Annotated in this window: 22 protein-coding genes; 11 read left to right on the top strand and 11 right to left on the bottom strand. The window is 72.3% G+C overall.

What is annotated here, in order from left to right:
* Position 1: 1 nt before the first annotated feature.
* On the top strand, positions 2 to 1,273 hold the full coding sequence (locus ACWCSU_RS01090) for a thymidine phosphorylase (RefSeq protein WP_449932719.1): 1,272 nt from the start codon (positions 2 to 4) through the stop codon (positions 1,271 to 1,273).
* 70 nt (positions 1,274 to 1,343) lie between these two features.
* On the opposite strand, the gene ACWCSU_RS01095 is transcribed toward ACWCSU_RS01090, so the two are convergent.
* Positions 1,344 to 1,730: a MarR family winged helix-turn-helix transcriptional regulator gene (locus ACWCSU_RS01095; protein ID WP_449932721.1), complete on the bottom strand. Its 387-nt coding sequence runs from the start codon at positions 1,728 to 1,730 to the stop codon at positions 1,344 to 1,346.
* Between the two features lie 135 nt (positions 1,731 to 1,865).
* Between ACWCSU_RS01095 and ACWCSU_RS01100 the strand changes: the two genes are divergently transcribed.
* Positions 1,866 to 3,224: an MFS transporter gene (locus ACWCSU_RS01100; protein WP_357702400.1), complete on the top strand. Its 1,359-nt coding sequence runs from the start codon at positions 1,866 to 1,868 to the stop codon at positions 3,222 to 3,224.
* 49 nt (positions 3,225 to 3,273) lie between these two features.
* Here ACWCSU_RS01100 and ACWCSU_RS01105 read toward each other — a convergent pair whose 3' ends face one another.
* Positions 3,274 to 4,929 carry a hypothetical protein gene (locus ACWCSU_RS01105; RefSeq protein WP_449932724.1) on the bottom strand — a complete coding sequence of 552 codons (1,656 nt, stop codon included), beginning with the start codon at positions 4,927 to 4,929 and terminating at the stop codon, positions 3,274 to 3,276.
* Positions 4,930 to 5,053: 124 nt separating this feature from the next.
* On the opposite strand from ACWCSU_RS01105, the gene ACWCSU_RS01110 reads away from it, so the two are divergent.
* The 4 genes from ACWCSU_RS01110 (at position 5,054) to ACWCSU_RS01125 (ending at position 7,797) form a co-directional block, all read left to right on the top strand.
* Complete coding sequence (locus tag ACWCSU_RS01110) at positions 5,054 to 5,653, top strand: AMIN-like domain-containing (lipo)protein (protein WP_449932726.1); 600 nt, start codon at positions 5,054 to 5,056, stop codon at positions 5,651 to 5,653.
* 5 nt (positions 5,654 to 5,658) lie between these two features.
* Complete coding sequence (locus ACWCSU_RS01115; protein ID WP_364086133.1) at positions 5,659 to 6,009, top strand: cupin domain-containing protein; 351 nt, start codon at positions 5,659 to 5,661, stop codon at positions 6,007 to 6,009.
* A 91-nt stretch (positions 6,010 to 6,100) separates the two neighbouring features.
* Positions 6,101 to 7,174, top strand: a complete 1,074-nt coding sequence (locus ACWCSU_RS01120; protein ID WP_357702408.1) for an adenosine deaminase — start codon at positions 6,101 to 6,103, stop codon at positions 7,172 to 7,174.
* Positions 7,171 to 7,797, top strand: coding sequence for a PH domain-containing protein (locus tag ACWCSU_RS01125; RefSeq protein WP_357702409.1), 627 nt, complete (start codon positions 7,171 to 7,173; stop codon positions 7,795 to 7,797). The genes ACWCSU_RS01120 and ACWCSU_RS01125 overlap by 4 nt, the downstream gene beginning before the upstream one ends.
* Before the next feature lie 39 nt (positions 7,798 to 7,836).
* Here ACWCSU_RS01125 and ACWCSU_RS01130 read toward each other — a convergent pair whose 3' ends face one another.
* The 3 genes from ACWCSU_RS01130 to ACWCSU_RS01140 are packed head-to-tail and all read right to left on the bottom strand — an operon-like array spanning position 7,837 to position 10,680.
* Complete coding sequence (locus tag ACWCSU_RS01130; protein ID WP_364086136.1) at positions 7,837 to 8,565, bottom strand: enoyl-CoA hydratase/isomerase family protein; 729 nt, start codon at positions 8,563 to 8,565, stop codon at positions 7,837 to 7,839.
* Positions 8,562 to 10,049, bottom strand: a complete 1,488-nt coding sequence (locus ACWCSU_RS01135) for an AMP-binding protein (RefSeq protein ID WP_449932730.1) — start codon at positions 10,047 to 10,049, stop codon at positions 8,562 to 8,564. Before ACWCSU_RS01135 ends, ACWCSU_RS01130 begins: the two co-directional genes overlap by 4 nt.
* Positions 10,009 to 10,680, bottom strand: coding sequence for a TetR/AcrR family transcriptional regulator (locus tag ACWCSU_RS01140; protein ID WP_449932732.1), 672 nt, complete (start codon positions 10,678 to 10,680; stop codon positions 10,009 to 10,011). Before ACWCSU_RS01140 ends, ACWCSU_RS01135 begins: the two co-directional genes overlap by 41 nt.
* Before the next feature lie 117 nt (positions 10,681 to 10,797).
* Here ACWCSU_RS01140 and ACWCSU_RS01145 point away from each other — a divergent pair, with 117 nt between their 5' ends.
* Genes ACWCSU_RS01145 through ACWCSU_RS01155 form a run of 3 tightly spaced genes read left to right on the top strand, consistent with a single transcriptional unit; the run spans position 10,798 to position 13,036 of the window.
* Positions 10,798 to 11,616 (top strand): MerR family transcriptional regulator, encoded by an 819-nt coding sequence (locus ACWCSU_RS01145; protein WP_449932734.1) that lies wholly within the window; start codon positions 10,798 to 10,800, stop codon positions 11,614 to 11,616.
* Positions 11,577 to 12,536 (top strand): sigma-70 family RNA polymerase sigma factor, encoded by a 960-nt coding sequence (locus ACWCSU_RS01150; protein WP_449932736.1) that lies wholly within the window; start codon positions 11,577 to 11,579, stop codon positions 12,534 to 12,536. Before ACWCSU_RS01145 ends, ACWCSU_RS01150 begins: the two co-directional genes overlap by 40 nt.
* A gap of 14 nt (positions 12,537 to 12,550) precedes the next feature.
* Entirely contained in the window at positions 12,551 to 13,036 is a 486-nt protein-coding gene (locus ACWCSU_RS01155) for a GyrI-like domain-containing protein (RefSeq protein ID WP_449932738.1), read from the top strand.
* A gap of 85 nt (positions 13,037 to 13,121) precedes the next feature.
* Here the strand turns inward: ACWCSU_RS01155 and ACWCSU_RS01160 are convergent, their stop codons facing one another.
* Complete coding sequence (locus ACWCSU_RS01160) at positions 13,122 to 14,627, bottom strand: MFS transporter (protein WP_357702422.1); 1,506 nt, start codon at positions 14,625 to 14,627, stop codon at positions 13,122 to 13,124.
* A gap of 156 nt (positions 14,628 to 14,783) precedes the next feature.
* Here ACWCSU_RS01160 and ACWCSU_RS01165 point away from each other — a divergent pair, with 156 nt between their 5' ends.
* Positions 14,784 to 15,152: a YciI family protein gene (locus tag ACWCSU_RS01165; protein WP_357702424.1), complete on the top strand. Its 369-nt coding sequence runs from the start codon at positions 14,784 to 14,786 to the stop codon at positions 15,150 to 15,152.
* A 76-nt stretch (positions 15,153 to 15,228) separates the two neighbouring features.
* Here the strand turns inward: ACWCSU_RS01165 and ACWCSU_RS01170 are convergent, their stop codons facing one another.
* The 4 genes from ACWCSU_RS01170 to ACWCSU_RS01185 all read right to left on the bottom strand — a co-directional run bounded on the left by ACWCSU_RS01170 (position 15,229) and on the right by ACWCSU_RS01185 (position 20,029).
* Positions 15,229 to 16,872, bottom strand: a complete 1,644-nt coding sequence (locus ACWCSU_RS01170) for a phospho-sugar mutase (protein ID WP_449933708.1) — start codon at positions 16,870 to 16,872, stop codon at positions 15,229 to 15,231.
* A gap of 68 nt (positions 16,873 to 16,940) precedes the next feature.
* The gene (locus tag ACWCSU_RS01175; protein WP_357702426.1) at positions 16,941 to 17,744 is read right to left on the bottom strand and encodes a purine-nucleoside phosphorylase; all 804 of its coding nucleotides are present in this window, start codon (positions 17,742 to 17,744) and stop codon (positions 16,941 to 16,943) included.
* Between the two features lie 3 nt (positions 17,745 to 17,747).
* A complete protein-coding gene (locus ACWCSU_RS01180; protein WP_357702428.1) occupies positions 17,748 to 19,052 on the bottom strand; it encodes a M20/M25/M40 family metallo-hydrolase in 1,305 nt (434 codons plus the stop codon).
* Positions 19,049 to 20,029: an Lrp/AsnC family transcriptional regulator gene (locus tag ACWCSU_RS01185; protein ID WP_357702430.1), complete on the bottom strand. Its 981-nt coding sequence runs from the start codon at positions 20,027 to 20,029 to the stop codon at positions 19,049 to 19,051. The genes ACWCSU_RS01180 and ACWCSU_RS01185 overlap by 4 nt, the downstream gene beginning before the upstream one ends.
* Before the next feature lie 113 nt (positions 20,030 to 20,142).
* Between ACWCSU_RS01185 and ACWCSU_RS01190 the strand changes: the two genes are divergently transcribed.
* On the top strand, positions 20,143 to 21,447 hold the full coding sequence (locus ACWCSU_RS01190) for an MFS transporter (RefSeq protein ID WP_357702432.1): 1,305 nt from the start codon (positions 20,143 to 20,145) through the stop codon (positions 21,445 to 21,447).
* Here the strand turns inward: ACWCSU_RS01190 and ACWCSU_RS01195 are convergent.
* Positions 21,444 to 21,869, bottom strand: coding sequence for a gamma-glutamylcyclotransferase (locus ACWCSU_RS01195; RefSeq protein ID WP_357702434.1), 426 nt, complete (start codon positions 21,867 to 21,869; stop codon positions 21,444 to 21,446). The genes ACWCSU_RS01190 and ACWCSU_RS01195 overlap by 4 nt on opposite strands.
* Positions 21,870 to 21,920 lie beyond the last annotated feature (51 nt).

Raw genomic sequence — 21,920 nt, forward strand, 5'->3', positions numbered from 1 at the left:
CATGGACGCCATCGAGGTCATCCGCGCCAAGCGCGACGGCGGCGAGCTCAGCACCGCCCAGATCGACTGGGTGATCGCCGCCTACACCCGCGGTGACGTGGCCGACGAGCAGATGTCCGCCCTGGCCATGGCCATCCTGCTCAACGGCATGAACCGGCGCGAGATCGCCGACTGGACGCAGGCCATGATCCGCTCGGGCGAGCGGATGGACTGGTCGATGCTCGACCGGCCCACGGCCGACAAGCACTCCACGGGCGGCGTCGGCGACAAGATCACGCTGCCGCTGGCCCCGCTGGTGGCGGCGTGCGGGGCGTACGTGCCCCAGCTCTCCGGGCGCGGCCTCGGGCACACCGGGGGCACCCTGGACAAGCTGGAGTCCGTCCCGGGCTGGCTGGCCTCGCTCTCCAACGACCAGATGCTGCACGTCCTGCGCACGGCCGGTGCGGTGGTCTGCGCGGCGGGCTCGGGCCTGGCCCCGGCCGACAAGAAGCTCTACGCGCTGCGCGACGTCACCGGCACGGTCGAGTCGATCCCGCTGATCGCCTCCTCGATCATGTCGAAGAAGATCGCCGAGGGCACCGGCTCGCTGGTGCTCGACGTGAAGGTCGGCTCCGGGGCGTTCATGAAGACGACCGAGACGGCCCGCGAGCTGGCCGAGACCATGGTCGCGCTCGGCAGTGACGCGGGCGTGCGCACGGTCGCGCTGCTGACGGCCATGGACCGGCCGCTCGGCCGCGCCGTGGGCAACGCGCTGGAGGTCGAGGAGTCGATCGAGGTGCTGGCCGGCGGCGGGCCGTCCGACGTGGTGGAGCTGACCGTACGGCTGGCGCGCGAGATGCTGGCGGCCGCCGGGGTCTCCGGCAAGGACCCGGCCGACGCGCTGCGCGACGGCTCGGCCATGGACGCGTGGCGGCGGATGATCTCCGCCCAGGGCGGCAACCCCGACGCGGTCCTGCCGAGGGCGGCCGAGACCATGACGGTCGCGGCGCCGTCGTCCGGGGTGCTGGCCCACCTCGACGCGTACGCGGTGGGGCTGGCCGCCTGGCGGCTCGGCGCCGGACGGGCGCGCAAGGAGGACCCGGTGTCGTTCGGGGCCGGGATCGTGCTGCACGCCAAGCCCGGCGACCTGGTCCGCGAGGGGCAGCCGCTGATGACGCTGCACGCGGACGAGACGGCCAGGTTCGAGCGGGCGCTGGAGGCGCTGGCGGGCGGCTACGAGGTCGCCGAATCGGGGCGCGAACTGCTGCCCCTGGTCATCGACCGCATCGGCTGACCACCGGGAACACTCGTGCGCGGCGGCCGGACCCTGCCGGGGACGGCCGCCGGTCTTTCTCGCGGGCCGGCTAGGTGGTGACGGCGGGGACGTCGGTGAAGACGTCCGCGAGCACGGCGCGCTGCGTGGGCAGTGCCTCGGTGTACCGCTCGCGCCCCTCGTCGGTGATGCGGACGAACACGCCCCGGCGGTCGGAGACGCAGGTGTCGCGGGTGACGAGCCCGCTCTTCTCCAGCCTGGCCACGACCCTGGACAGGGCGCTCTGGCTCAGGTGGACCTCCTCGCAGAGCTCCTGGATGCGCAGCTTCCTGTCGTTGTGGACGATGCGGTCGAGCACCTCGAACTCGCTGGGCCCGAGCCCGTGCCGCTCGCCGAGCTCCCGCTCCAGCGCGCACATGGCCTTGGCGTGTTTGGCCAGGACGTAATGCCAGGTCTCGACCACGAACTCCTCGTCCATGTCGCGGAGGTTACCATCTCGGGAAGATTCATGCAACGGCATTAAATGCGCTTGCATTAGATGCGAGCGCATGTATTGTTCTGACTCATGTCCTCTTCCTCATCCCGTTGGGGCGCGCTCGCCGTGCTCTGTGCAGTGATCTTCCTTGACGCCCTTGACGTCTCCATGGTCGGTGTCGCCCTGCCGGCCATCCAGCACGACCTGGGCCTCAGCACCTCTTCCCTGCAGTGGGTGGTCAGCGGCTACGTGCTCGGCTACGGCGGTCTTCTGTTGCTCGGGGGCAGGACCGCCGACCTGCTCGGGCGGCGCAGGGTCTTCCTGGTCGCTCTGGGCGTCTTCGCCGTCGCGTCGTTGCTGGGTGGTGTCGTGGACGACGGGGGCCTGCTGATCGCCGCCCGGTTCGTCAAGGGGGTGGCCGCCGCCTTCACCGCGCCCGCCGCCTTGTCGATCATCACCACCACGTTTCCCGAGGGGCCTGAGCGCAACAAGGCATTGAGCATCTTCACCGCCTGCGCCGCCAGCGGCTACTCGCTCGGCCTCGTGCTCTCCGGCCTGCTGACCGGGCTCGGCTGGCAGTGGACGCTCCTCATGCCGGTGCCGGTCGCGGTCATCGCGCTGATCGCCGCGTTGAAGGTGCTGCCGAAGGGCCAGGAGGAGCGCGCCGAGGGCGGTCACGACCTCATCGGCGCCGTGCTGATCACCGCCTCGATGTTGCTGCTGGTCTTCACCGTCGTGCAGGCTCCCGAGGCCGGCTGGGCCTCGTTCCGGACGATCGGCTCGCTGGTGGCCGTGGCGGTGCTGCTCGGCCTGTTCGTCTTCACCGAGCTGCGGTTGAAGCACCCGCTGGTGCGGCTCGGCATCCTGCGCTCGGGTCACATCGTGCGGGCCAACCTCGGGCTGCTCATCCTGATGGGCTCGTACGTGGCCTTCCAGTTCGTGGCCATGCAGTACTTCCAGAACCTGCTGCACTGGTCGGCGCTCGGCACGGCCCTGGCGTTCCTGCCCGCGGGCCTGCTCGTCGCGGTCACCTCGACCAAGATGGGCGACTTCGCCGACAGGTTCGGCACCGGCAAGCTGATCGTCATCGGCGCCGCGGCCCTGGCCGGCGGGTACGCGGTCTTCCTGGGCATCGACGAGACGCCGAGCCTCGGCGGCCTGGTGATCCCCGGCATGGTCCTGCTGGGCGTGGCCTTCGCCCTGTCCTTCCCCGCGCTGAACATCCAGGCCACCAACGGCGTGGACGACGACGAGCAGGGCCTGGCCTCCGGGCTGCTCAACACCTCCGGCCAGGTCGGCGGCGCGATCGTGCTGGCCGTGGTGACCGCCGTGCTCACCTCGGGCGGCGAGACGCTGTCGATCGGCGCGCTGCGCTCGGCGATCGTGGTCGCGCTGGTGCTGGCCCTGGTCGGGCTGGTGATCTCGGCCACCGGCCTGCGCTCGGGCAAGGCCGCCGCGGTCGAGCAGGAGGACGCGAAGGTCTTCGAGGCCGTCTGACCTCCGCGCGGCAGGGAAGAGGGTTCCGCTCGAAGCGGGGCCCTCTTCCTCATTCCTCCAGCGCGCCGATCGGGTCGGAGTAGTCGATCCACTCCGTCGCGGAGTCGTCGAAGGCGGTGGCCTCGCCGGTGCGGACGTCCACCTGGATCAGGTACACGTCCTCGCGGTCCCACAGGCGCACGAGGACCTTGCCGGGGCCCAGCCAGCGTTCCACCCTGATCACTTCGAGGTCGTCGTCGTCCAGGCGGGGGCGGGGGCCGGCGACGCGGCCGGTGCGGGCGTCCATGGTGACCAGCCGGGCGTCGGCCGTCACCAGGGCCAGAAGGCGGCCGTCGGGCGAGAGCGCGGCGCCGTGCTCGACGAGGGCGGGGTCGATCCGGAACCCCTTCGTGCGGGTGCGCGCGCCGTCCAGCCTGAGCGTGCTGACGGAGGCGTGGCCGGGTACGTCGGTGGTGTCCCGGCGTTCGGCGACCACGCGCGTGCCGTCGTCGTCCACGGCCAGGATCTCGACGTCCTCGCCGCGTACGGTGCTGGTCGTGCCCGTCCGGAAGTCGAGCACCGCGCCGTCGCCGGACGCGCCGAAGGACAGCGAGAAGTAGCGGCCGTCCGGGGACGACGCGATGTGCGCCTCGCCGTCCCCGGCCGTCGCCTCGATGCGCTTGACCGCGCCCGTGGGCAGGTCGTGGACCAGGTAGCGGCCCTGCGGGTTCTGGTAGGCGAGCCGGTGGCCGTCCTGGCTGAGGGCGAGCGGCATGGAGTCGCCGGTGGCCGGGTCGTAGCCGGCCCGCGCGCCCGGCAGCCGCCACTCCGTGCCCGATCGGGTCGTGAGCACCCACTGGCCGCAGGGCCGGGGGTCGTGGGCGTCCACCTCGGCGTCGCGGCAGTAGCCCGGATAGGCGAAGCGGACCGGGTCGGGGAGCGCGGTGGGCAGCGGGTCGCGGGTCTCCTCGGCGGCGCCCGCCGCCCCGGGGTCGAAGGGGGAGCGGGCCATCGCCTCGTTCACATTGTCGGCCACCGCGGACAGGCCCGCCACGACCGTCGCGACCAGCGCGGCGACCAGGCCGGCGGAGGCGAGCGTCCACACCGACGCCCGTACCCTGCGCCGCGTCGTGAGCCGGCGCAGGACGGTGCCGGCGAGGTCGGTGCGCGGCAGCTCGGCGGCCAGGGAGAGCAGGGCGGCGCGCAGGGCCGGATCCGCGTCCTGACCCTCCTCCGCCGGGGCGGCGGGCTCGGGGGCGGCGCCGAGCGTCCAGGGGGAGGAAGGCGTCGTGTCGGTCCGGGGAGGCTCGTCCGGGAACAGGTGCGGGTGGGAGGCGCGGAGCCGGGCGCGGGCCCGCCGCAGCTCGTCGTCCAGGGCGCCGGTCCACAGGCCCGTGACCGCGGCCGCGTGCGGGAGGCTCAGCCCGTCGTGGAAGGTGACGACGACGGCCGCGCGGGTCGTCGGGGCGAGCCCGGTGAACAGGTGGCCCTCCGGCAGCGGCCAGGGCTCGCCCGTCGCGCCCAGGAACCGTCCGTACAGCTCGCGCAGCACCGCGTCGGCCGGGCGGTGGTAGCGGATGGCGGACCACCGGCGGCAGGCCGCGAGCAGGGCGTGGACGGTCAGCTCGCGCGCCTTGTCCACGTCGCCGGTCAGCAGGTACGCCGTCCGCGCGAACGAGGGCTCATAGGACGCCAGAAAAGCCGATAAGTCGTGGGATTTGCTCACTTGTATGACTCCTTGGAGGTTGATCAGCGTAGAGGCAGTCCCGGCCGCGCGGAAGTGCCCCGGAAACCCGGACCGATCCGCCGTGGAGCCGCTTGCAGGCCCGTGGGCTGGGCATCTACCGGGCATGCGCCCGTCATCCCCGACCTGCGACCGGTCGTCGCGCCTTCGCCTCGTCGCGCCGCTCGCCTGCCTCGCCGTGCTGACCGCGTGCGGCACCGTCACGCAGACCGCCCGGCTGGACACCCCCGCGGAGACCAGCCCGGCCGCCACCCCGCGCGGCACCCCCTCCGACGTCCCCACCAGCACCGCCGAGGTGGACGTCGAGCGCGACGGCCTCGACCCGGCCGTGGTGACCGGCGTCCGGTACGCCACCCACGACGGCTACGACCGGGTGGTCATCGACCTCACGGGCGACATTCCCGGATACAAGGTCAAATGGGTGGACGAGTTCCTGGAGGACGGTTCCGGCGAGCCCATGGGCGTCCGCGGCGGCGCGTACCTGCAGCTCACCCTGGTCCCCGCCAACGCGCACGACGACGACGGCTACCCCACCTGGAAGGGCGGCCCCGTCTACCCGGCCAACCTCAAGAACGTCTCCGACGTCGTCAGGACCGGCGACTTCGAGGGACGCGTGGGCATCGGCCTGGCGCTCGCCCGCAAGGCCGGCTTCCGGGTGAAGGAGCAGTCCGCGCCGAGCCGGCTGGTGCTCGACGTGGCACACTGATCCCCGTGGTGAGAAAGATCGAGGGCCCGACCCGCATCCCCGTCCCCGGCGGCAAGCTCATCGACGAGCACGTGGGGCGCGTCAACAGTGGCGACGAGCAGGTCTCGATCGCCCACATGACCGCCCCGCCCGGCTGGGCCGAGCCCGCCCAGACGCCGTCGTTCACCGAGTACACCGTGGTCCTGCGCGGCAGCGTGCTCGTCGAGCACGACGGCGGCACGGTCGAGATCGCCGCCGGCCAGTCGGTGGTGACCTCGCCGGGGGAGAAGGTGCGCTACAGCGCGGGCCCCGACGGCGCCGAGTACGTCGCCGTGTGCCTGCCCGCCTTCGCGCCGGAGGCCGCGGGCCGCGACTGACCCGGGGGCCCGCGCGGGTGTGCCGGAGGGGTCGTCCACAGGCGGGCGCGACGTGTGCGGCGGCGGAGGAGTGTGCTCATATCATGGCCAGATGAGCCCCACGCTTGACAAGATCCGGCTGGCTCCCAAGGTGTTGTTGCACGATCACCTCGACGGCGGGCTGCGCGCCGAGACGATCGTCGAGCTCGCACGGGAGATCGACTACGGGCGGCTGCCCTCCACCGACCCCGACAACCTGCGCCTGTGGTTCGAGGAGGCCGCCGACTCCGGGTCGCTTGAGCGCTACCTGGAGACCTTCGACCACACGGTCGCGGTCATGCAGACCCGCGAGTCCCTGGTCCGGGTGGCCGCCGAGTGCGCCCGCGACCTCGCCGACGACGGCGTGGTCTACGCCGAGGTGCGCTTCGCCCCCGAGCAGCACACCACCATGGGGCTGAGCCTCGACCAGGTGGTGGAGGCGGTGCTCGAAGGGTTCACGCTCGGCTCGCAGGGGCGCGGCATCCGGGTCGGCACGCTGCTGACCGCGATGCGGCACATGGCGCGTTCGATGGAGATCGCCGAGCTGGCCGTGCGCTACCGCGACGCCGGCGTCGTGGGGTTCGACATCGCCGGGGCCGAGGCCGGCTACCCGCCCACCCGGCACCTCGACGCCTTCGAGTACCTCCAGCGGGAGAACGCGCACTTCACGATCCACGCCGGCGAGGCGTTCGGGCTGCCGTCGATCTGGCAGGCCATCCAGTGGTGCGGCGCCGACCGGCTGGGCCACGGCGTGCGGATCATCGACGACATCGCGGTGGCCGGCGACGGGTCGGCCAAGCTGGGGCCGCTGGCGGCGTACGTGCGCGACAAGCGCATCCCGCTGGAGATGTGTCCCACGTCCAACCTCCAGACCGGGGCCGCCGCCTCGATCGCCGAGCATCCCATCGGGCTGCTGCGCAGGCTGCACTTCCGGGTCACCGTCAACACCGACAACCGGCTGATGAGCTCCACGAGCGTGTCGCTGGAGTTCGCCAAGCTGGTCGAGGCGTTCGGCTACGACTGGGACGACCTCCAGTGGTTCACGGTCAACGCGATGAAGTCGGCTTTCCTCCCGTTCGACGAGCGGCTGGCGCTGATCAACGGCGTGATCAAGCCGGGGTTCGCGCAGATCAAGTGGCAGCCGTGAAGCACACCTACCGGTCCAAGACCGCTTTCGTGCTGGGCTGCGCGTGGCTGGTCTTCGTGGCGTTCAACGTGTGGGACCTGACGGCCCACTACAACGGCAAGCCGTCCATGGTGGCGCTGGCCGTGCTCGGGGCGATGTCGGCGCTCGTCTACGCGATCGCGATCAGGCCCGCCACCGTGGTCGGCGAGGAGGGCCTGCTGGCCCGCAACCCGCTGCGCACGACGTTCCTGCCGTGGGCGTCCGTCGGCGAGGTGACGGTCACCCACTCCATCGCGGTCCGCCACGGCGGCGAGGGCGCCGACGAGCAGGTGCTGCGGTTGTGGACGCCGATGAGCAGCGCCCGCGAGCGGTCCAAGGCGCAGCGGCGCGGGGTGCCCAAGCCCGAGCGCGGCGGCCGGTTCCGGGTCGAGACCACGGTGAGCAAGGCCGAGCAGGCCGCCGCCGAGGCGTTCACCGGCAAGACCCACGCCGACTTCGTGGGCGACCAGATCCGCGACCGCGCCGAGGCCGCCCGCCGCCGCGAGGAGCCGGCGACCCCGGCCAGGGTCACCTGGTCCTACGACTCGATCGCGGTCCTCGTGGCCGCGGTCGCCCTGATCGTCGCCGCCGTCGTCATCGCCTGACCGTCCGCCGGCCCGGGTGGACGGGCGGACGGCGCGATGTCAGGAGGTCCGGCGGGTGAGGAAGCGGGTCATGCCTGCCTGGGCCAGGCCCGCCCGCTCGACCTGCCGGGCCGCCTCGGTCTCGGCCTCGAAGGCGCGCTCGACGTCGGCGAGCGCCGGGCGCAGCAGCCGGAGGTGCGTGGCGGTGGCGGTGCCCGGCCGCGTCCAGTGGCGCACCCGCGCGATCGCCGTCTCCACCAGCTTCTCGGCGGGCACGAGCTCGTCCAGCAGCCCCGCCGCCAGCGCGCCGGCGGCGTCCAGGCGGGCCGAGTCCAGCACCAGCCGCAGCGCCCGGCCGCCCGCCAGCCGGGGCAGCAGGTGACCGGCGGCGTTCGAGATCGACAGGCCGAGGTGGTTCTCGGGGAAGAAGTACTCGGCGGCCGGGGCGCCGAGCCGCGTGTCGAAGCAGAGCGTCCACTCGGCGGCGCCACCGACGGCCAGGCCGTTGACCGCGGCGACCACCGGCACCTCGGTCTCCAGCACGGCCCTGGTCATGTCGTGGAACAGCTCCACCTCCGCCTCCAGCGGCTTGCCCGCCGCCTCGGCGATGTCCTCGCCCGCCGAGAAGGCCCGGCCGGCGCCGGTCACCACGATGCCCCTCGCCGTACGGCCGTGCGCGCGGACGGCCGCGGCCAGGTCCCTGCGCATGCCGGCGGTGAGGGCGTTCAGTTTCTCGGGGCGCGTGAGGGTGATCAGGGCCACCTCGTCGCGTACGGTCACGTCGATCATGCCGGGTCCTCCGTGGGGATGGCGGGGGCGGCGCGCTGGTCGCGGCCGGGGCGGAGCAGGTGGCGCTTCTCGATGCGGGCGGACGGGGTGAGCGTGAACGACTCCACGAACTCCACGTACGCCGGGATCTTGAAGCGGGCCAGGCGTTCCCTGGCGTGCGCGATGACGGCGGCGGCCGTGCCCGCGTCGGCGGCGTGTCCGGGGCGGAGCTGGATGAACGCCTTGGGCAGCTCGCCGAAGAGGTCGTCGGGGATGGGGACCAGGGCCGCGGACAGGACCGCGGGATGCCCGGCGAGCACGCTCTCGACCTCGGCGCACGAGATGTTCTCACCGCCCCTGCGGACCATGTCCGTCAGCCGCCCGGCATGTCGGATACGCCCTAGCTCGTCGCGTACGCCCAGGTCGCCGGTGTGGTACCAGCCGCCGCGGAAGGCGTGCGCGGTGGCCTCGGGATGGTTCCAGTAGCCGTTCATCATGGGCGCGCCGCGGACCAGGATCTCGCCGGTTACGTCGTCGAGCCGGACCTCCTTGCCGGGCGGCGGCGTGCCCATCGCGCCGGTGCCGACCGTGTCGTCCGCGTCCGGAGCGGCCATCAGGTCGCAGCCGCTCTCGGTGGAGCCGTACAGCTCGCGCCAGGGTGCGCCCCAGCGCTCCTCGAACGTGCGGTGCAGGCCCGGGGCGATGCCGGAGCAGAGCACGAGCCGCATCCGGTTGTCGCGGTCGAGGGGGCTCGGCGGCTGCTTGTGCATCAGCAGGGGCATGGTGCCCAGCACGTACGTGAGGGTCGCGCCGTGCTCGCGGACGGCGGGCCAGAAGCCGGAGGCGGAGAAGCGCGGGAGGACCACCAGCGGGATGCCGCCGGCCAGGCAGAGCAGGGTGGTCCATTGCGGGTCCATGTACGAGTACGCCTGGGCGATCAGCAGGACGTCGTCGTCGCGCAGGTGTACGAGGTCGGCGACGACCCGCGCGGTCCTGACCCAGTAGTCGTGGGTGAGCAGGCAGGCTTTGGGGAAGCCCGTCGTCCCCGACGTGTACTGGAAATTAGCGACATTGTCCGCGCTGGGGGATATGTCGAGAGGTGGGCCATCTGTCAGCGTGTCCACGAGGTGCACCACGCCGGGCACGCGCGCCGCGTGGGCCCGGCCGGCGAGGGTGGCGACCGCGCCGGAATCGCGCAGGACGTGCTCCAGGTCGGCGGCCTGGTACCGCACGTTCACGGGGACGGTGACCGCCCCCGCCTTCAGGACGGCGAACCAGCTCAACGGCCACCACGGCTCGTTGTCCAGCATGACGGCCACCCGGTCGCCGGGGCGTACTCCTCGGGCGGCCAGCGCGCGGGCCAGGCGGTCGGACTCGGCGTCGGCCTCGGCGAAGCTCAGCGAGGTCGCGGGGACGGTCGGTGAGGGGGCGGGGAAGCGGAGGAACTCGCGTTCGCCGTACGTGCTAGCGGCGGTCCTCAGCAGGTCGGGGATCGTGGTGTGCATCCGGCGGCTCCCACGGGAAGTCGGGCAGCAGGCGTGGATCGAGGGGCGCCACGACCGGGACGGCGGCGCGCACGGCGGCCAGGCCGATCGTGACGAACTCCGCGCACACCTGCTCCAGCGTCGAGTCCCCGTCGGGGCGGTACCACTCGCTGGTGCCGGTGCACATGGACATGAGCGCGAGGCGGGTCAGCCTCTGGTCGGCGAGGTGGAAGACGCCCTCGGCGACGCCGTCGGCCAGGGCGCTCCTCCAGTGGCTCTCGTAGGCGTCGCGCAGGGCGATGACCTCGGTGTGGGCGGGGGAGCCAGGGGTGAGGGAGCGGAGCTCGCCGTCCATGACGCGGCTGGTTAGGGGGCTGCGCGCGTGCAGGGCGGTGAGCGAGGTGATCAGCAGGGCGAGGCGGTCGGCGGGACGTGTGGCCCCGTCCAGGACGCGGGCGGTCGAGTCGATCAGGCCCTGGAGGCCGGTCCGCATGAGGTCGGCGAGCAGGGCTTCCTTGCTGGGGACGTGGTGGTAGATGCCGGCATTGGTCAGGTTCGCCGCCCTGGCCAGGTCTCTGATGCCGGTGGCGGCGTAGCCCTGCCGGGCGAAGAGCCGCACGGCCGCCGTCCTGATCCGGAGCCGTGCGTCCACGTCCACGGCCACCTACCGAACGTTCGGTTGCTAGTTACGCTGAAAAATACCCCATGTCTGTAGAAACCGCCATAGGTTGACTCTGACACCGTGTGAGCCCCTACTCCTGGAGCGGACATGTTCAGCATCGGAGAATTCGCCAGGCTGGGGCTCGTGTCCGTACGCATGCTCCGCCACTACGACGCCATCGGTCTGCTGCGTCCCGCGCAGGTGGACCCGCTCACCGGTTACCGGTCCTACCAGGCCGCGCAACTGGCCAGGCTCAACCGCATCGTCGCCATCAAGGACCTCGGCTTCACGCTGGACCAGGTCCGGGCGATCCTGGACGAGAAGGTCAGCACCGAGGAGCTCCACGGCATGGTACGGCTGCGCCGCGCCCAGCTTGAGGCGCAGATCAGCGCCGACCTGGCCAGGCTGCGCGGCGTCGAGGCGAGACTCCGCAGCATCGAGACGGAGGGTCACATGAGGACCGCGGAAGTCATGCTGAAGAAGGTCAGCCCGGTACGGGTCGCCCAGCTCAGCGCCAGAGCCGCCAGCTACGAGGGCGAGGACGTCGGCCCGGTGATCCAGCCGCTGTTCGCCGAGATCTGCGCCCGCGTGGAGGAGGCCGGCCTCAAGGTGGTCGGCCCCGGCCTGGCCCACTACCGTCAGGAGGACGACGGCTCGGTCATGGTGCACGCCTGCCTGCCGGTCAACGCCGACCCCGACCCCCGCCACGACTTCGAGATCAGGGACCTGCCCGCCATCGGCACGGCGGCCACGATCATCCACCACGGCCCGATGGAGGCCGTCGGGCCGACCTTCCAGGCCCTGGCCCACTGGATCGAGGAGAACGGCTACCGTTCGCTCGACCTGGCGCGCGAGGTGTCGCTGCACTGCCCGGACGATCGCGCGGAATGGGTGCACGAGCTGCAGATCGAGGTGGCCCCGATCTAGTGGAGGCGGCCGAGCTGGAACACCACCGGGTCGAGCTGACCGGTTACTGCTACCGCATGCTCGGCTCGGGCTTCGAGGCCGAGGACGCGGTGCAGGAGACGTTCGTCCGGGCCTGGCGGACGTACCAGGCCGGGCGGGGGCCGTTGCGCCCGTGGTTGTTCCGGCTCGCCACGTCCGTCTGCCTCGACATGCTGCGTGGGCCGCAGCGGCGGGCGCGGGCGATGGACCTCGGGCCGGCGGCGCGTCCGGGAGACCCGCTCGGCGAGCCGCTGGCCGGGGACGCCTGGGTGTGGCCCGTCCCCGACGACCGCGTGCTCCCGGCCGACCCGGCGGAGCTGGCGGTGGCCAGGGAGAGCGTGCGGCTGGCGTTCGTGGCCGCGTTGCAGCGGCTGCCGGCGCGGCAGCGGGCCGTGCTGATCCTGCGTGACGTGCTGAAGTGGCAGGCCGCCGAGGTGGCGGGCCTGCTGGAGATGAGCGTCGCGTCCGTGAACAGCGCGTTGCAGCGCGCCCGCGCCCGCCTGCCCGCCGTCACCCCGGAGGACGCCGAGGTGGACGAGAGGCTGCTCGACCGCTACGTCTCGGCCTTCGAGCGGTACGACGTGGACGCGCTGGTCTCGCTGCTGCGCGAGGACGCGACGATGTCGATGCCGCCGTTCGCGTGGTGGTTGCGCGGCCGGGAGGCGATCAGGGCGGTCCTGGTGGCCGCCGCGGCGCCCTGCGACGGCACCCGCCTGCTGCCGGCCAGGGCGAACGGCGCGCCCGCCTTCGCCCAGTACCGGGACGGGAAGGCGTTCGCCCTGGTAGTCCTGGAGATCGGCGGCGGAGTCGTCACCGGCATGACCACCTTTCTCGATCCCGGGCTCGTGTCGTCCTTCGGCCTGCCGATGAGTTTCGGGGGCGCGCTCCGTACTGACAGGTGAAGGAGGACAGACACATGCCACAGATCGTCGAATTTCCCGAGCGTCCTTACATCGGGATCCGGAAGACCATCACGATGACCAGCTTCGGCCTCGTCGGGGACCGGATCGCGGAGATGATCGGCTGGCTCGCCGAGCGCGGGCACACGCCCGCCGGAGCCCCGTTCTTCCGGTACGACAGCATCGACCTGCCGCAGGACCGGCTGGTGGTGGAGGCGGGCGTGCCCGTCACCGCGCCCGTGGCGGGGGAGGGCGAGTTCCACGCGGGCACGCTGCCCGCGGGCCGTTTCGTCACCGAGTCCCACCACGGCCACCCCGACCAGCTCTCCGGCGTCATCGAGTCGGTGCTGACGTGGGCCGCCGAACAGGGCCTGACCTGGGACATGACCGAGAAGGGCGGGACCGAGCACTGGGGCTGCCGGCTGGAGCTGTACCGGACGGACCCGCGGGTCGAGCCCGACCTGAACAAGTGGGACATCGACCTGCAGTTCCGCCTGGCCTGACACTCGGCCGGATGACGCGACCCGTCATCCGGCCCCTCATCCGGCCAGAAGCCGGGCCGGTCATCCCGGCCAGCCACCGGGCCCGTCACGCCGCTTCGGCGCGGGGCAGCCGTGAGGTCAGCAGCGCGGCCAGCACGAACAGGGCCGCGCCCGCCAGGCCGATCGTCACGAGCCCGCTGACGAACGCGGCGTGACTGGCCCGCAGCAGCTCGGCGGCCTGCGCCGGGGCGAGCCGCGCGGCCACGGCCGCCGCGCCCGCCACGGTCTCCCTGGCGGCCTCGGGCACGTCCGCGGGCAGGGCGTGGTGGTAGACGGCCGCGCCGACCGTGCCGAGCAGGGCCAGACCGAGCGTGCCGCCGAGGAAGTTGCCGGACTCGGCCAGCGAGGCCGCCGACCCGGCCTTCTCCGGCGGCACGGAACCGACCACGATCCCCGTGCCCAGGGCGAACAGCGGGCCGGTGCCCAGCGCCAGCACGGTGATGGCGGTGATCACCACCGGCAGCCCGGACCCGGCCTGCGTGAGCAGCGCCGCCCCGGCGGCCGACAGCGTCAGGCCGCCCACGACGGCCGTCCGGGGGGCCAGGCGGCGGGTGAGCGCCGGGGTCAGCGTGGTGCCCAGCGCGACGCCGAGCCCCATGGGCGCGAACCACAGCGCCGACTGCGCCGGGGTGTACCCCAGCACCGACTGCAGGAGCTGGGTGACCAGGAGACCGGTGCCCGCCATCGCGATCCCGGCGAGCACGAGCGCGGTCAGGATCAGGGTGAGCGGCCGCTGGGCGAACAGGCGCAGGTTGAGCAGGGGAGCGTCGAGCGTGAGCTGCCGCCGTACGAACGCCGCCCCGAACGCGAGACCGACCGCGATCACCGCGAGCGGCACGCCGGGCCCGGCCGACACCGACGAGGCGGCCAGCTCCTTGACACCCCAGACCACCGGCAGGATCGCCAGCATCGACAGCGCCACGCTGACCAGGTCCATGCGCCCGCCGTCCGGGTCGCGGAACTCCGGCAGCAGCAGGACGCCGGCCACGAGCAGCACCACGATCACCGGCACGGCCAGCAGGAACACCGACCCCCACCAGAAGTGCTCCAGGAGCAGCCCGCCGACGACCGGCCCGAGCGCGGCCCCGGCGAACTGGCAGGTGGCCCAGACGGCGATGGCCGTGCCGCGCTGCCGGGCGTCGCGGAACATGTTGGTGATGAGCGCGAGCGTGGAGGGCATGAGCGTGGCCCCGGCCACGCCCAGCACGGTACGGGCGGCGATCAGCATGGCGGGGCCGGTCGCGTACGCCGCCACGACGGAGGCGACGCCGAAGGCCGCCGCGCCGGTCAGCAGCAGCCGGCGGCGGCCGATCCGGTCGCCGAGGCCGCCCATCGTGATCACCAGCCCGGCGACCATGAACCCGTAGATGTCGATGATCCACAACTGCTGGACGGCGTCGGCCCCCAGGTCCACGCTCAGCCGGGGCAGCGCCAGGAACAGCGCGTTGATGTCGACCGCGACGAGCAGGGTCGGCAGGGCGAGCACCGCCAGCCCGGCCCATTCGCGCCGCCCGGCCCGGGGCTCGGCGGCGGTCTCGGTGAGATTCGGCATGTCGGCACCCTCCTGGTGTCATCGGTTCCGCCAGGAGGTCGGAGCGGGGGGCGCGCGCTCGACATGCTTTCCGGAGAAGTTCCGCGGGGATGTCGAGAGGGCCGCACCGGCTCCGACTCCAGCACGACGGAACTCGCACGACCACGAGGAGAGACGATGAAGTTTCTGCTGATCATGCAGGTGAACCAGCAGGTCATGGACACCCTGACCGAGGAGCAGCGCGAGCTGATCATGAACGGCCACGGCGCGTTCATGAAGACGATCCAGGAGTCGGGCGAGATGATCGGCACGCAGGCGCTCGGCGACCCGTCGACCAGCGCCGTCGTCCGCACCCGCAACGGGCTGCCCGCCGTGACCGACGGCCCCTACCTGGAGGCCAAGGAGTACATGGGCGGCTACTACATCGTCGACTGCGAGAGCCGCGAACGCGCGATCGAGCTGGCCGGGATGATCCCGGACAGCCGGATCGAGGGCCTGGCCGTCGAGGTCCGGCCGATCATGTTCTCGGCCGGCGCCGACATGTGACCCCGAGACCCCGGGCCCGCGACGCGACGCGGGCCCGGCCCCTGGAAACCCCTGGCCCGAGCGGGACCGGAGGCGCTCAGAGTTCCAGGGCGGCGGTGAGGTCGGCCTTCAGGGCGTCGAGGTCGCGGGCGGCGGACGCGCGGGCTTGCGACACCTCGCCCGCCACCGGCACCACCACCTCCAGGTAGCACTTCAGCTTGGGCTCGGTGCCCGACGGGCGGACCACGACGCGGCCGCCGTCCGACAGGCGGAAGCGCAGGCCCTCGGTCGGCGGCAGGCCGCCGTCGCCGCGGCTCAGGTCGTCGACGGCCTCCACCGCGTGGTCGCCGAGCCGCGACGGCGGGGCGGCGCGCAGGCGGTCCATCGCCCCGGAGATCAGCGACAGGTCGGCGACCCGGAAGCTGAGCTGGGACGTCGCGTGCAGGCCGTACCGGACGGCCTGGTCGTCGAGCAGGTCGAGCAGGGTGCGCCCGTCGCGCTTGGCGGCGGCGGCGACGGCCGCCACGGTCAGGGCCGCGCCGATGCCGTCCTTGTCGTGGACCGGCAGGCCGGCGTCGGAGCCGACGCTGTAGCCGATGGCCTCCTCGTAGCCGAAGACCAGGCCCTCGCCCGCCTTCATGATCCACTTGAACCCGGTCAGCGTCTCGCCGTAGCGCACGCCGTGGGCCTGGGCGATCTTGCTCAGCAGCGTCGAGGAGACGATCGTGGTGGCCACCAGGCGGTCGCCCGTGGTGTGCGTGATCACATGCTCGGCCAGCAGGCCGCCGACCTCGTCGCCGGTCAGCATGCGGCACGTGCCGTCGGGCAGCGGCACGCCGACCGCGCACCGGTCGGCGTCGGGGTCGTTGGCCAGGATCAGGTCGGAGCCGAGCTTGGCGGCCAGCGCGACGGCCAGGTCCATCGCCCCGGGCTCCTCCGGGTTGGGGAAGGCCACCGTCGGGAAGTCGGGGTCGGGGTTGCGCTGCTCCTCCACGGCCATCGGCGTCTCGAAGCCGGCCGCGAGGAAGGCGCCCGTCAGCGTCCCGGAGCCCACCCCGTGCAGCGGCGTGTACGCCACCCGCAGGTCGCGCGCCTCGCCCAGCGGCAGGGCGGTGACCGCGTCGATGTAGTCGTCGACGATGTCCTCGCCCAGCTCGGTGAGCGTGCCGGGGCCGTCGAGGGGAAGCTGGTCGACCCGGCCCACGGCGTCGATGGCGGCCGAGATCTCCCGGTCGACCGGCGGCACGATCTGCGAGCCGTCGCCCCAGTAGACCTTGTAGCCGTTGTCCCTGGGCGGGTTGTGGCTGGCCGTGACCGTCACGCCCGCGTCGGCCCCGAGCTGGCGCACGGCGAAGGCCAGCACCGGCGTGGGCAGCGGGCGCGGCAGCAGCGAGACGTGCAGTCCCGCGCCGGTCAGGACGGCGGCGGTGTCCCTGGCGAACACGTCGGACTTGTGCCGGGCATCGTAGCCGATCACGACGTGCTTGCCGGGGCCGAGCACACCGGCCAGACCGGCGGCGGCGCGCATGACGGTGACCCGGTTCATCCGGTTGGGGCCCGCGCCCAGCTCGCCGCGCAGGCCGGCGGTGCCGAACTCCAGCTTGGCCTGGAACCGCTCGCGCAGGGTGGGCAGGTCGTCGTCCTCCAGGAGGCCGGACAGCTCGGCCCGGGTGTCGGGGTCGGGGTCCTGGGCCAGCCACTGACGGGCGCGACGCAGCAGGTCGGCGTCGACGGGCGGCAGCGGCACGTCACCGCCGGACTCGGGCGGGATCAGGTCGTCGCCGCCGGACTCGGGCGGGAGGCCGGGGGTCACAGGCGGTCCACCACCTTGGCCAGCAGCACGCCCATGCGGGCGGCCGTGGCGCGGCCCACCTCCAGGACCTCCTCGTGGTTGAGCGGCTCGCCGGACAGGCCCGCCCCCGGGTTGGTGACCAGGGAGACGCCGAGCACCTCCAGGTTCGCCTCGCGGGCGGCGATGGCCTCCAGCACGGTGGACATGCCCACCAGGTCGCCGCCGAGCGTGCGCAGCATCCGGATCTCGGCCGGCGTCTCGTACGTCGGGCCGCGGAAGGCCACGTAGACGCCGTCGGCCAGGGTCGGGTCGATCTCGCGGACCAGGGCGCGCAGGCGGCGCGAGTAGACCTCGGTGAGGTCGATGAAGGTGGTGCCGGTGATCGGGTTGGCGCCGGTCAGGTTGACGTGGTCGCTGATCAGGACCGGGTCGCCGACGTTCTGGGTCTCCGGCCGCAGACCGCCCGCCGCGTTGGTCAGGACGATCGTGCGCACGCCCGCCGCGGCCGCCGTGCGCACGCCGTGGACGACCGCGTCGACGCCCAGGCCCTCGTACAGGTGGGTACGGCCGAGGAAGACCAGCGCGTGCCGCCCGGACGGGGTGCGGACGACGCGGATCTTGCCACCGTGCCCGGCCACGGCCGGGGCGCGGAAGCCGGGCAGATCGGTGAACGGGATCTCGGCCACGGTCTGCCCGATCGCGTCAGCGGCGGGAACCCACCCCGACCCCATGACGAGGGCCACGTCGAAGGTGTCGAGGCCGGCCGCGCCGGTCAGGGCGGCGGCGGCCTCTACGGCCAGGGTGTATGCGTCGTTGCTCACATCTCAGTAGTTTAGGAGCAGCCTGTCCAGGACCCGCACCCCGAACTGCAGCGCGTCCACCGGCACCCGCTCGTCCACGCCGTGGAACATCGAGGCGAAGTCCATGTCGCCGGGCAGCCGCAGCGGCACGAACCCGAACCCGCGCACCCCGAGGTCGGCGAAGAAGGTCTTGTTGTCGGTGCCGCCCGACATGCAGTACGGCACCGCCCGCGCCGTCGGGTCCTCGGCCTTCAGCGCCGCGATCATCGACTCGACCAGCGCGCCGTCGAACGTCGTCTCCAGCGCGATGTCGTGGTGCACGAACTCGCGGCGCACGTTCGGCCCGATGAGCGAGTCGACGGTCTTGAAGAAGTCGTCCTCGAAGCCGGGCAGGAAGCGCCCGTCCACGACGGCCGTGGCCTGGCCGGGGATGACGTTGGACTTGTAGCCGGCGTCGAGCTGGGTCGGGTTGGTGGTGTGGCGGAGCGTCGCGCCGACGAACCGCACCAGCGGGCCGAGCTTGTCCAGCAGCGGGGCCGGGTCGTCCTCGTCGAACGGCAGGCCGAAGGCGTCGGCGACCTCGGTGAGGAACTGGCGCACGGTCGGCGTGTAGGTCAGCGGCCACTCGTGCCCGCCGAGCCGGGCCACGGCCTTGGCGACCTCGGTGACCGCGTTGTCGGAGTTGAGCATCGAGCCGTGCCCGGCGGTGCCGTCGGCGACCAGCTTCATCCAGGCCAGGCCCTTCTGGGCCGTCTCGATCAGGTACAGCCGCAGCGACGGGTCGACCTCCAGCGAGTAGCCGCCGACCTCGCTGATTGACTCGGTCACGCCCTCGAACAGCTCGGGGTGGTGGGCCGTGAGGTACTTGGCGCCGTACACGCCGCCGGCCTCCTCGTCGGCGACCCAGGCGAAGACGATGTCGCGGCGCGGGCGGCGTCCCTCGCGCTTCAGCTGGCGCAGCACGGCCAGCATCATCGCGTCCATGTCCTTCATGTCCACGGCGCCGCGGCCCCAGATGTAGCCGTCCCTGACCTCGCCGGCGAAGGGATCGACCGACCAGTCGGCGGCGTTGGCGGGCACCACGTCGAGGTGACCGTGGACGAGCAGCGCCGGCAGGGACGGGTCGGTGCCCTCGACGCGGGTGACCACGTTGCCGCGCCCCGGCTCGCTCTCGACGTACGTCGCCTCGATGCCGACCTCGTCCAGCCGGGCCATGACGACCTCGGCCGCGGCCCGCTCGCCGGGGCCGCTGCCGTCCCCGTAGTTGCTGCTGTCGACGCGGATCAGCTCCACGCACAGGTCGGCGACTTCCTTCTCGGCAGGTGTCATGGCGTCTTCTCCAGGGTGAGCAGTCCGGACTTGTGAAGGTGGCCGCGTTTGTACGCGCGGGTGATGAGGGTCAGGTCGCTGTCGGTGATCTCGTCGAGCCGGCCGAGCACGTCGGTCATGAAACGATAGAGGTCCGCCTCGTGGGCCACCGCCACCTGCACGATGAGGGAGTGGGTGCCCGACGTGGCGGCGCAGTACCGCACGTTGGGGTGCGCGGCCAGGCGCCGGCCGGTCTCGCCGAGCCCGTACGGCCGCACCTTCAGCCACAGCATGGCCTCGACCTCCAGCCCGAGCAGCGCGGGCTCGACCTCGGCGCGCGGCAGCAGTAACCGCCGGTCGATGAGCGAGCCGACCCGCCGCCGGGCGGTCGGCACGGAGAGGTCGAGCCGTTCGGCGATCGTGGTGAAGGCGGCCCGGCCGTCGGCCGCCAGCAGTTCGGCGATCTCCTTCTCCAGCGGCGACAGGCCGTCCTCGTCGGGCAGGTCGGGCGGCGGCGGCGCGGGGCGCAGCTCGGCGACCTCCCGCTCGGTCAGGAAGGGCGCGTGCCACTCGGCCACGGTCGTGAACGTGTGCAGCACGACCTGGGTCTGTGTCTGGAGCACGCCGTCGATGTCGCTGATGTCGTGGGACAGGATGGTGTGCAGGTCCTGCCGGGACGGCGGCACCAGCTCGCAGGCCAGGTCGGCGGCCCCGGTCAGCGCGTAGACCGACCGCGTGTCGCGCCGGTCGGTGAGCGACCTGGCCACCTGGGCCGCCGTGCCGGGCCGCACCTGGACGTGCAGGTGCGCGGGGCGGCCGTGGCCGGTGCGCAGGTCGTCGTAGATCGCGGTGACACGGACGACGCCGTCGGCGATGAGTCGCTGGAGCCGGCGGGCGACCGTGCGTTCGTGCTCGCCCACCGCCCGGCCGATCTCGCCCCACGTGGCGCGCGGGCTGACCTGGAGCGCGGCGACGAGCCGTCGGTCGAGAACGTCCACCTGCAACCGCTTCCGTGTCGGGTTTGTAAATAATTGCCCAGACATTTGACTGTTTCGGTCTTCCGAATGCACAGTAAGCCATCACCCCACGTGTCAGCAAAAGGAGACATGCCGTGTCGACCTCCCCCGTCGCGCAATCGCCGCTCGGCATACCCAAGAGCAGGGTCCGTCAGCTGATGGCGGCCAGCATCGGCAACGTGGTCGAGTGGTACGACTGGTACGCCTACACCTTCCTGGCCACGGTCTTCTCGGCGCAGATCTTCCCCGACAGCTCGGGCAACAGCCTGGTGCCGCTGCTGAGCTCGTTCGCGGTCTTCGCGGTGGGCTTCTTCATGCGGCCCCTCGGCGGTCTGCTGGTGGGCGCCTTCGCCGACCGGTACGGCCGCAAGTCCGCCATGACCTTCACCATCGTCCTGATGGGCGGCGGCTCGCTGCTGCTCGGCCTGACCCCCACCTACGAGGCCGTGGGGCTGCTGTCACCGGTCATCCTGACGCTGGCCCGGCTCGTCCAGGGCCTGTCCGTGGGCGGTGAGTTCGCCGCCGCCACCACGTTCCTCGTCGAGTCGGCCCCGCCGCGCCGTCGCGGCCTGTTCTCCTCCTTCCAGTACGTCAGCACCACCATCGGCCAGCTCATCGCCTCCGGACTGGCCGCGGTGCTCACCGCGACGCTGGTCAAGGAGGACATGAGCTCCTACGGCTGGCGCATCCCGTTCCTGGTGGGCGCGCTGCTCAGCCTCGTCGGCCTGTGGATCCGCAAGGGCGCCGACGAGACCTCGGCGGTCGCGGAGGAGATCCAGCGGGGCGAGGTCAAGCGGCCGGGCATGTTCGAGTTCCTCAGGCTCCACCCGAAGTCCGCGCTCACCATCGTCGGCATCACGATCGCCGGCACCGTCGCGTACTACACCTGGACCAGCTTCCTGCCCACCTACGCGCAGATCACGGTCTCGTTCGACAAGGCCGAGTCGCTGCAGGTCGGCACGATCTCGCTGGTGTTCTTCATGTTCTTGCAGCCGCTGCTCGGCCTGCTGTCGGACAAGATCGGGCGCAAGCCGATGCTGATCGCGTTCGGGCTCGGCTTCCTGATCCTGCCGGTGCCGCTGCTCGGGCTGCTCACCGACTCCTTCGCGAGCCTGCTCGTCGTGCAGATGATCGGCATGGTGTTCCTGGGCTGCTTCACCTCGGTCTCGGCCGCGGTGAACTCCGAACTGTTCCCGACCCGGGTGCGGGCGGCGGGGGCCGGGTTCCCGTACTCGCTGACCGTGGCGATCTTCGGTGGCACCGCGCCGCTGATCGGCACCGCGCTCCAGAAGGCGGGCAACCCCGGGATGTTCCCGTGGTACATGTCCGCCCTGGCCCTGATCTCCACGCTGGTCTACGTCTTCGTGCTGCGTGAGACCAAGGACGAGCCGCTGCGCTAGGGCGCCGAGGTGCAGGGGCGCTCCCGCAGCTCCTTGACGTAGTCGTCGGGGGCGCCCGCACGCTCGGCCGCGTCGGCCAGGTTGCACAGGTAGCGGGCCGAGGGCAGGCCGCCCTCGTAGCCGTCGAGCACGTAGAACCAGGCCACGGCCTCGCCGTCGAGGGTCTGCACCCGCAGCCGCACCTTGTGGTACGCCCCGCGGACCGCGCCCTCCCACTGGTCGAGCGAGGTCTCCTCCCATTCGGGCACGTCGTAGAGCACGACGAAGACGTGTTCGTCGGGATCCTCCACGATGGTGGCGATCGAGCTCTCCCACTTGCTGTCGGTGCGGCCGAAGGTCAGCCGCCAGCCGGTCAGCCAGCCGACCCCCCAGATCGGGGAGTGCGGGGCGCGCATGGCCATCTGCTCGGGGTCCATGTTCATCCCGTAGGAGGCATACAGCCGTAGATCATTCGGCTTCCCTGATTGATCCGA

The organism is Nonomuraea sp. NPDC001699 (genome assembly GCF_053596455.1).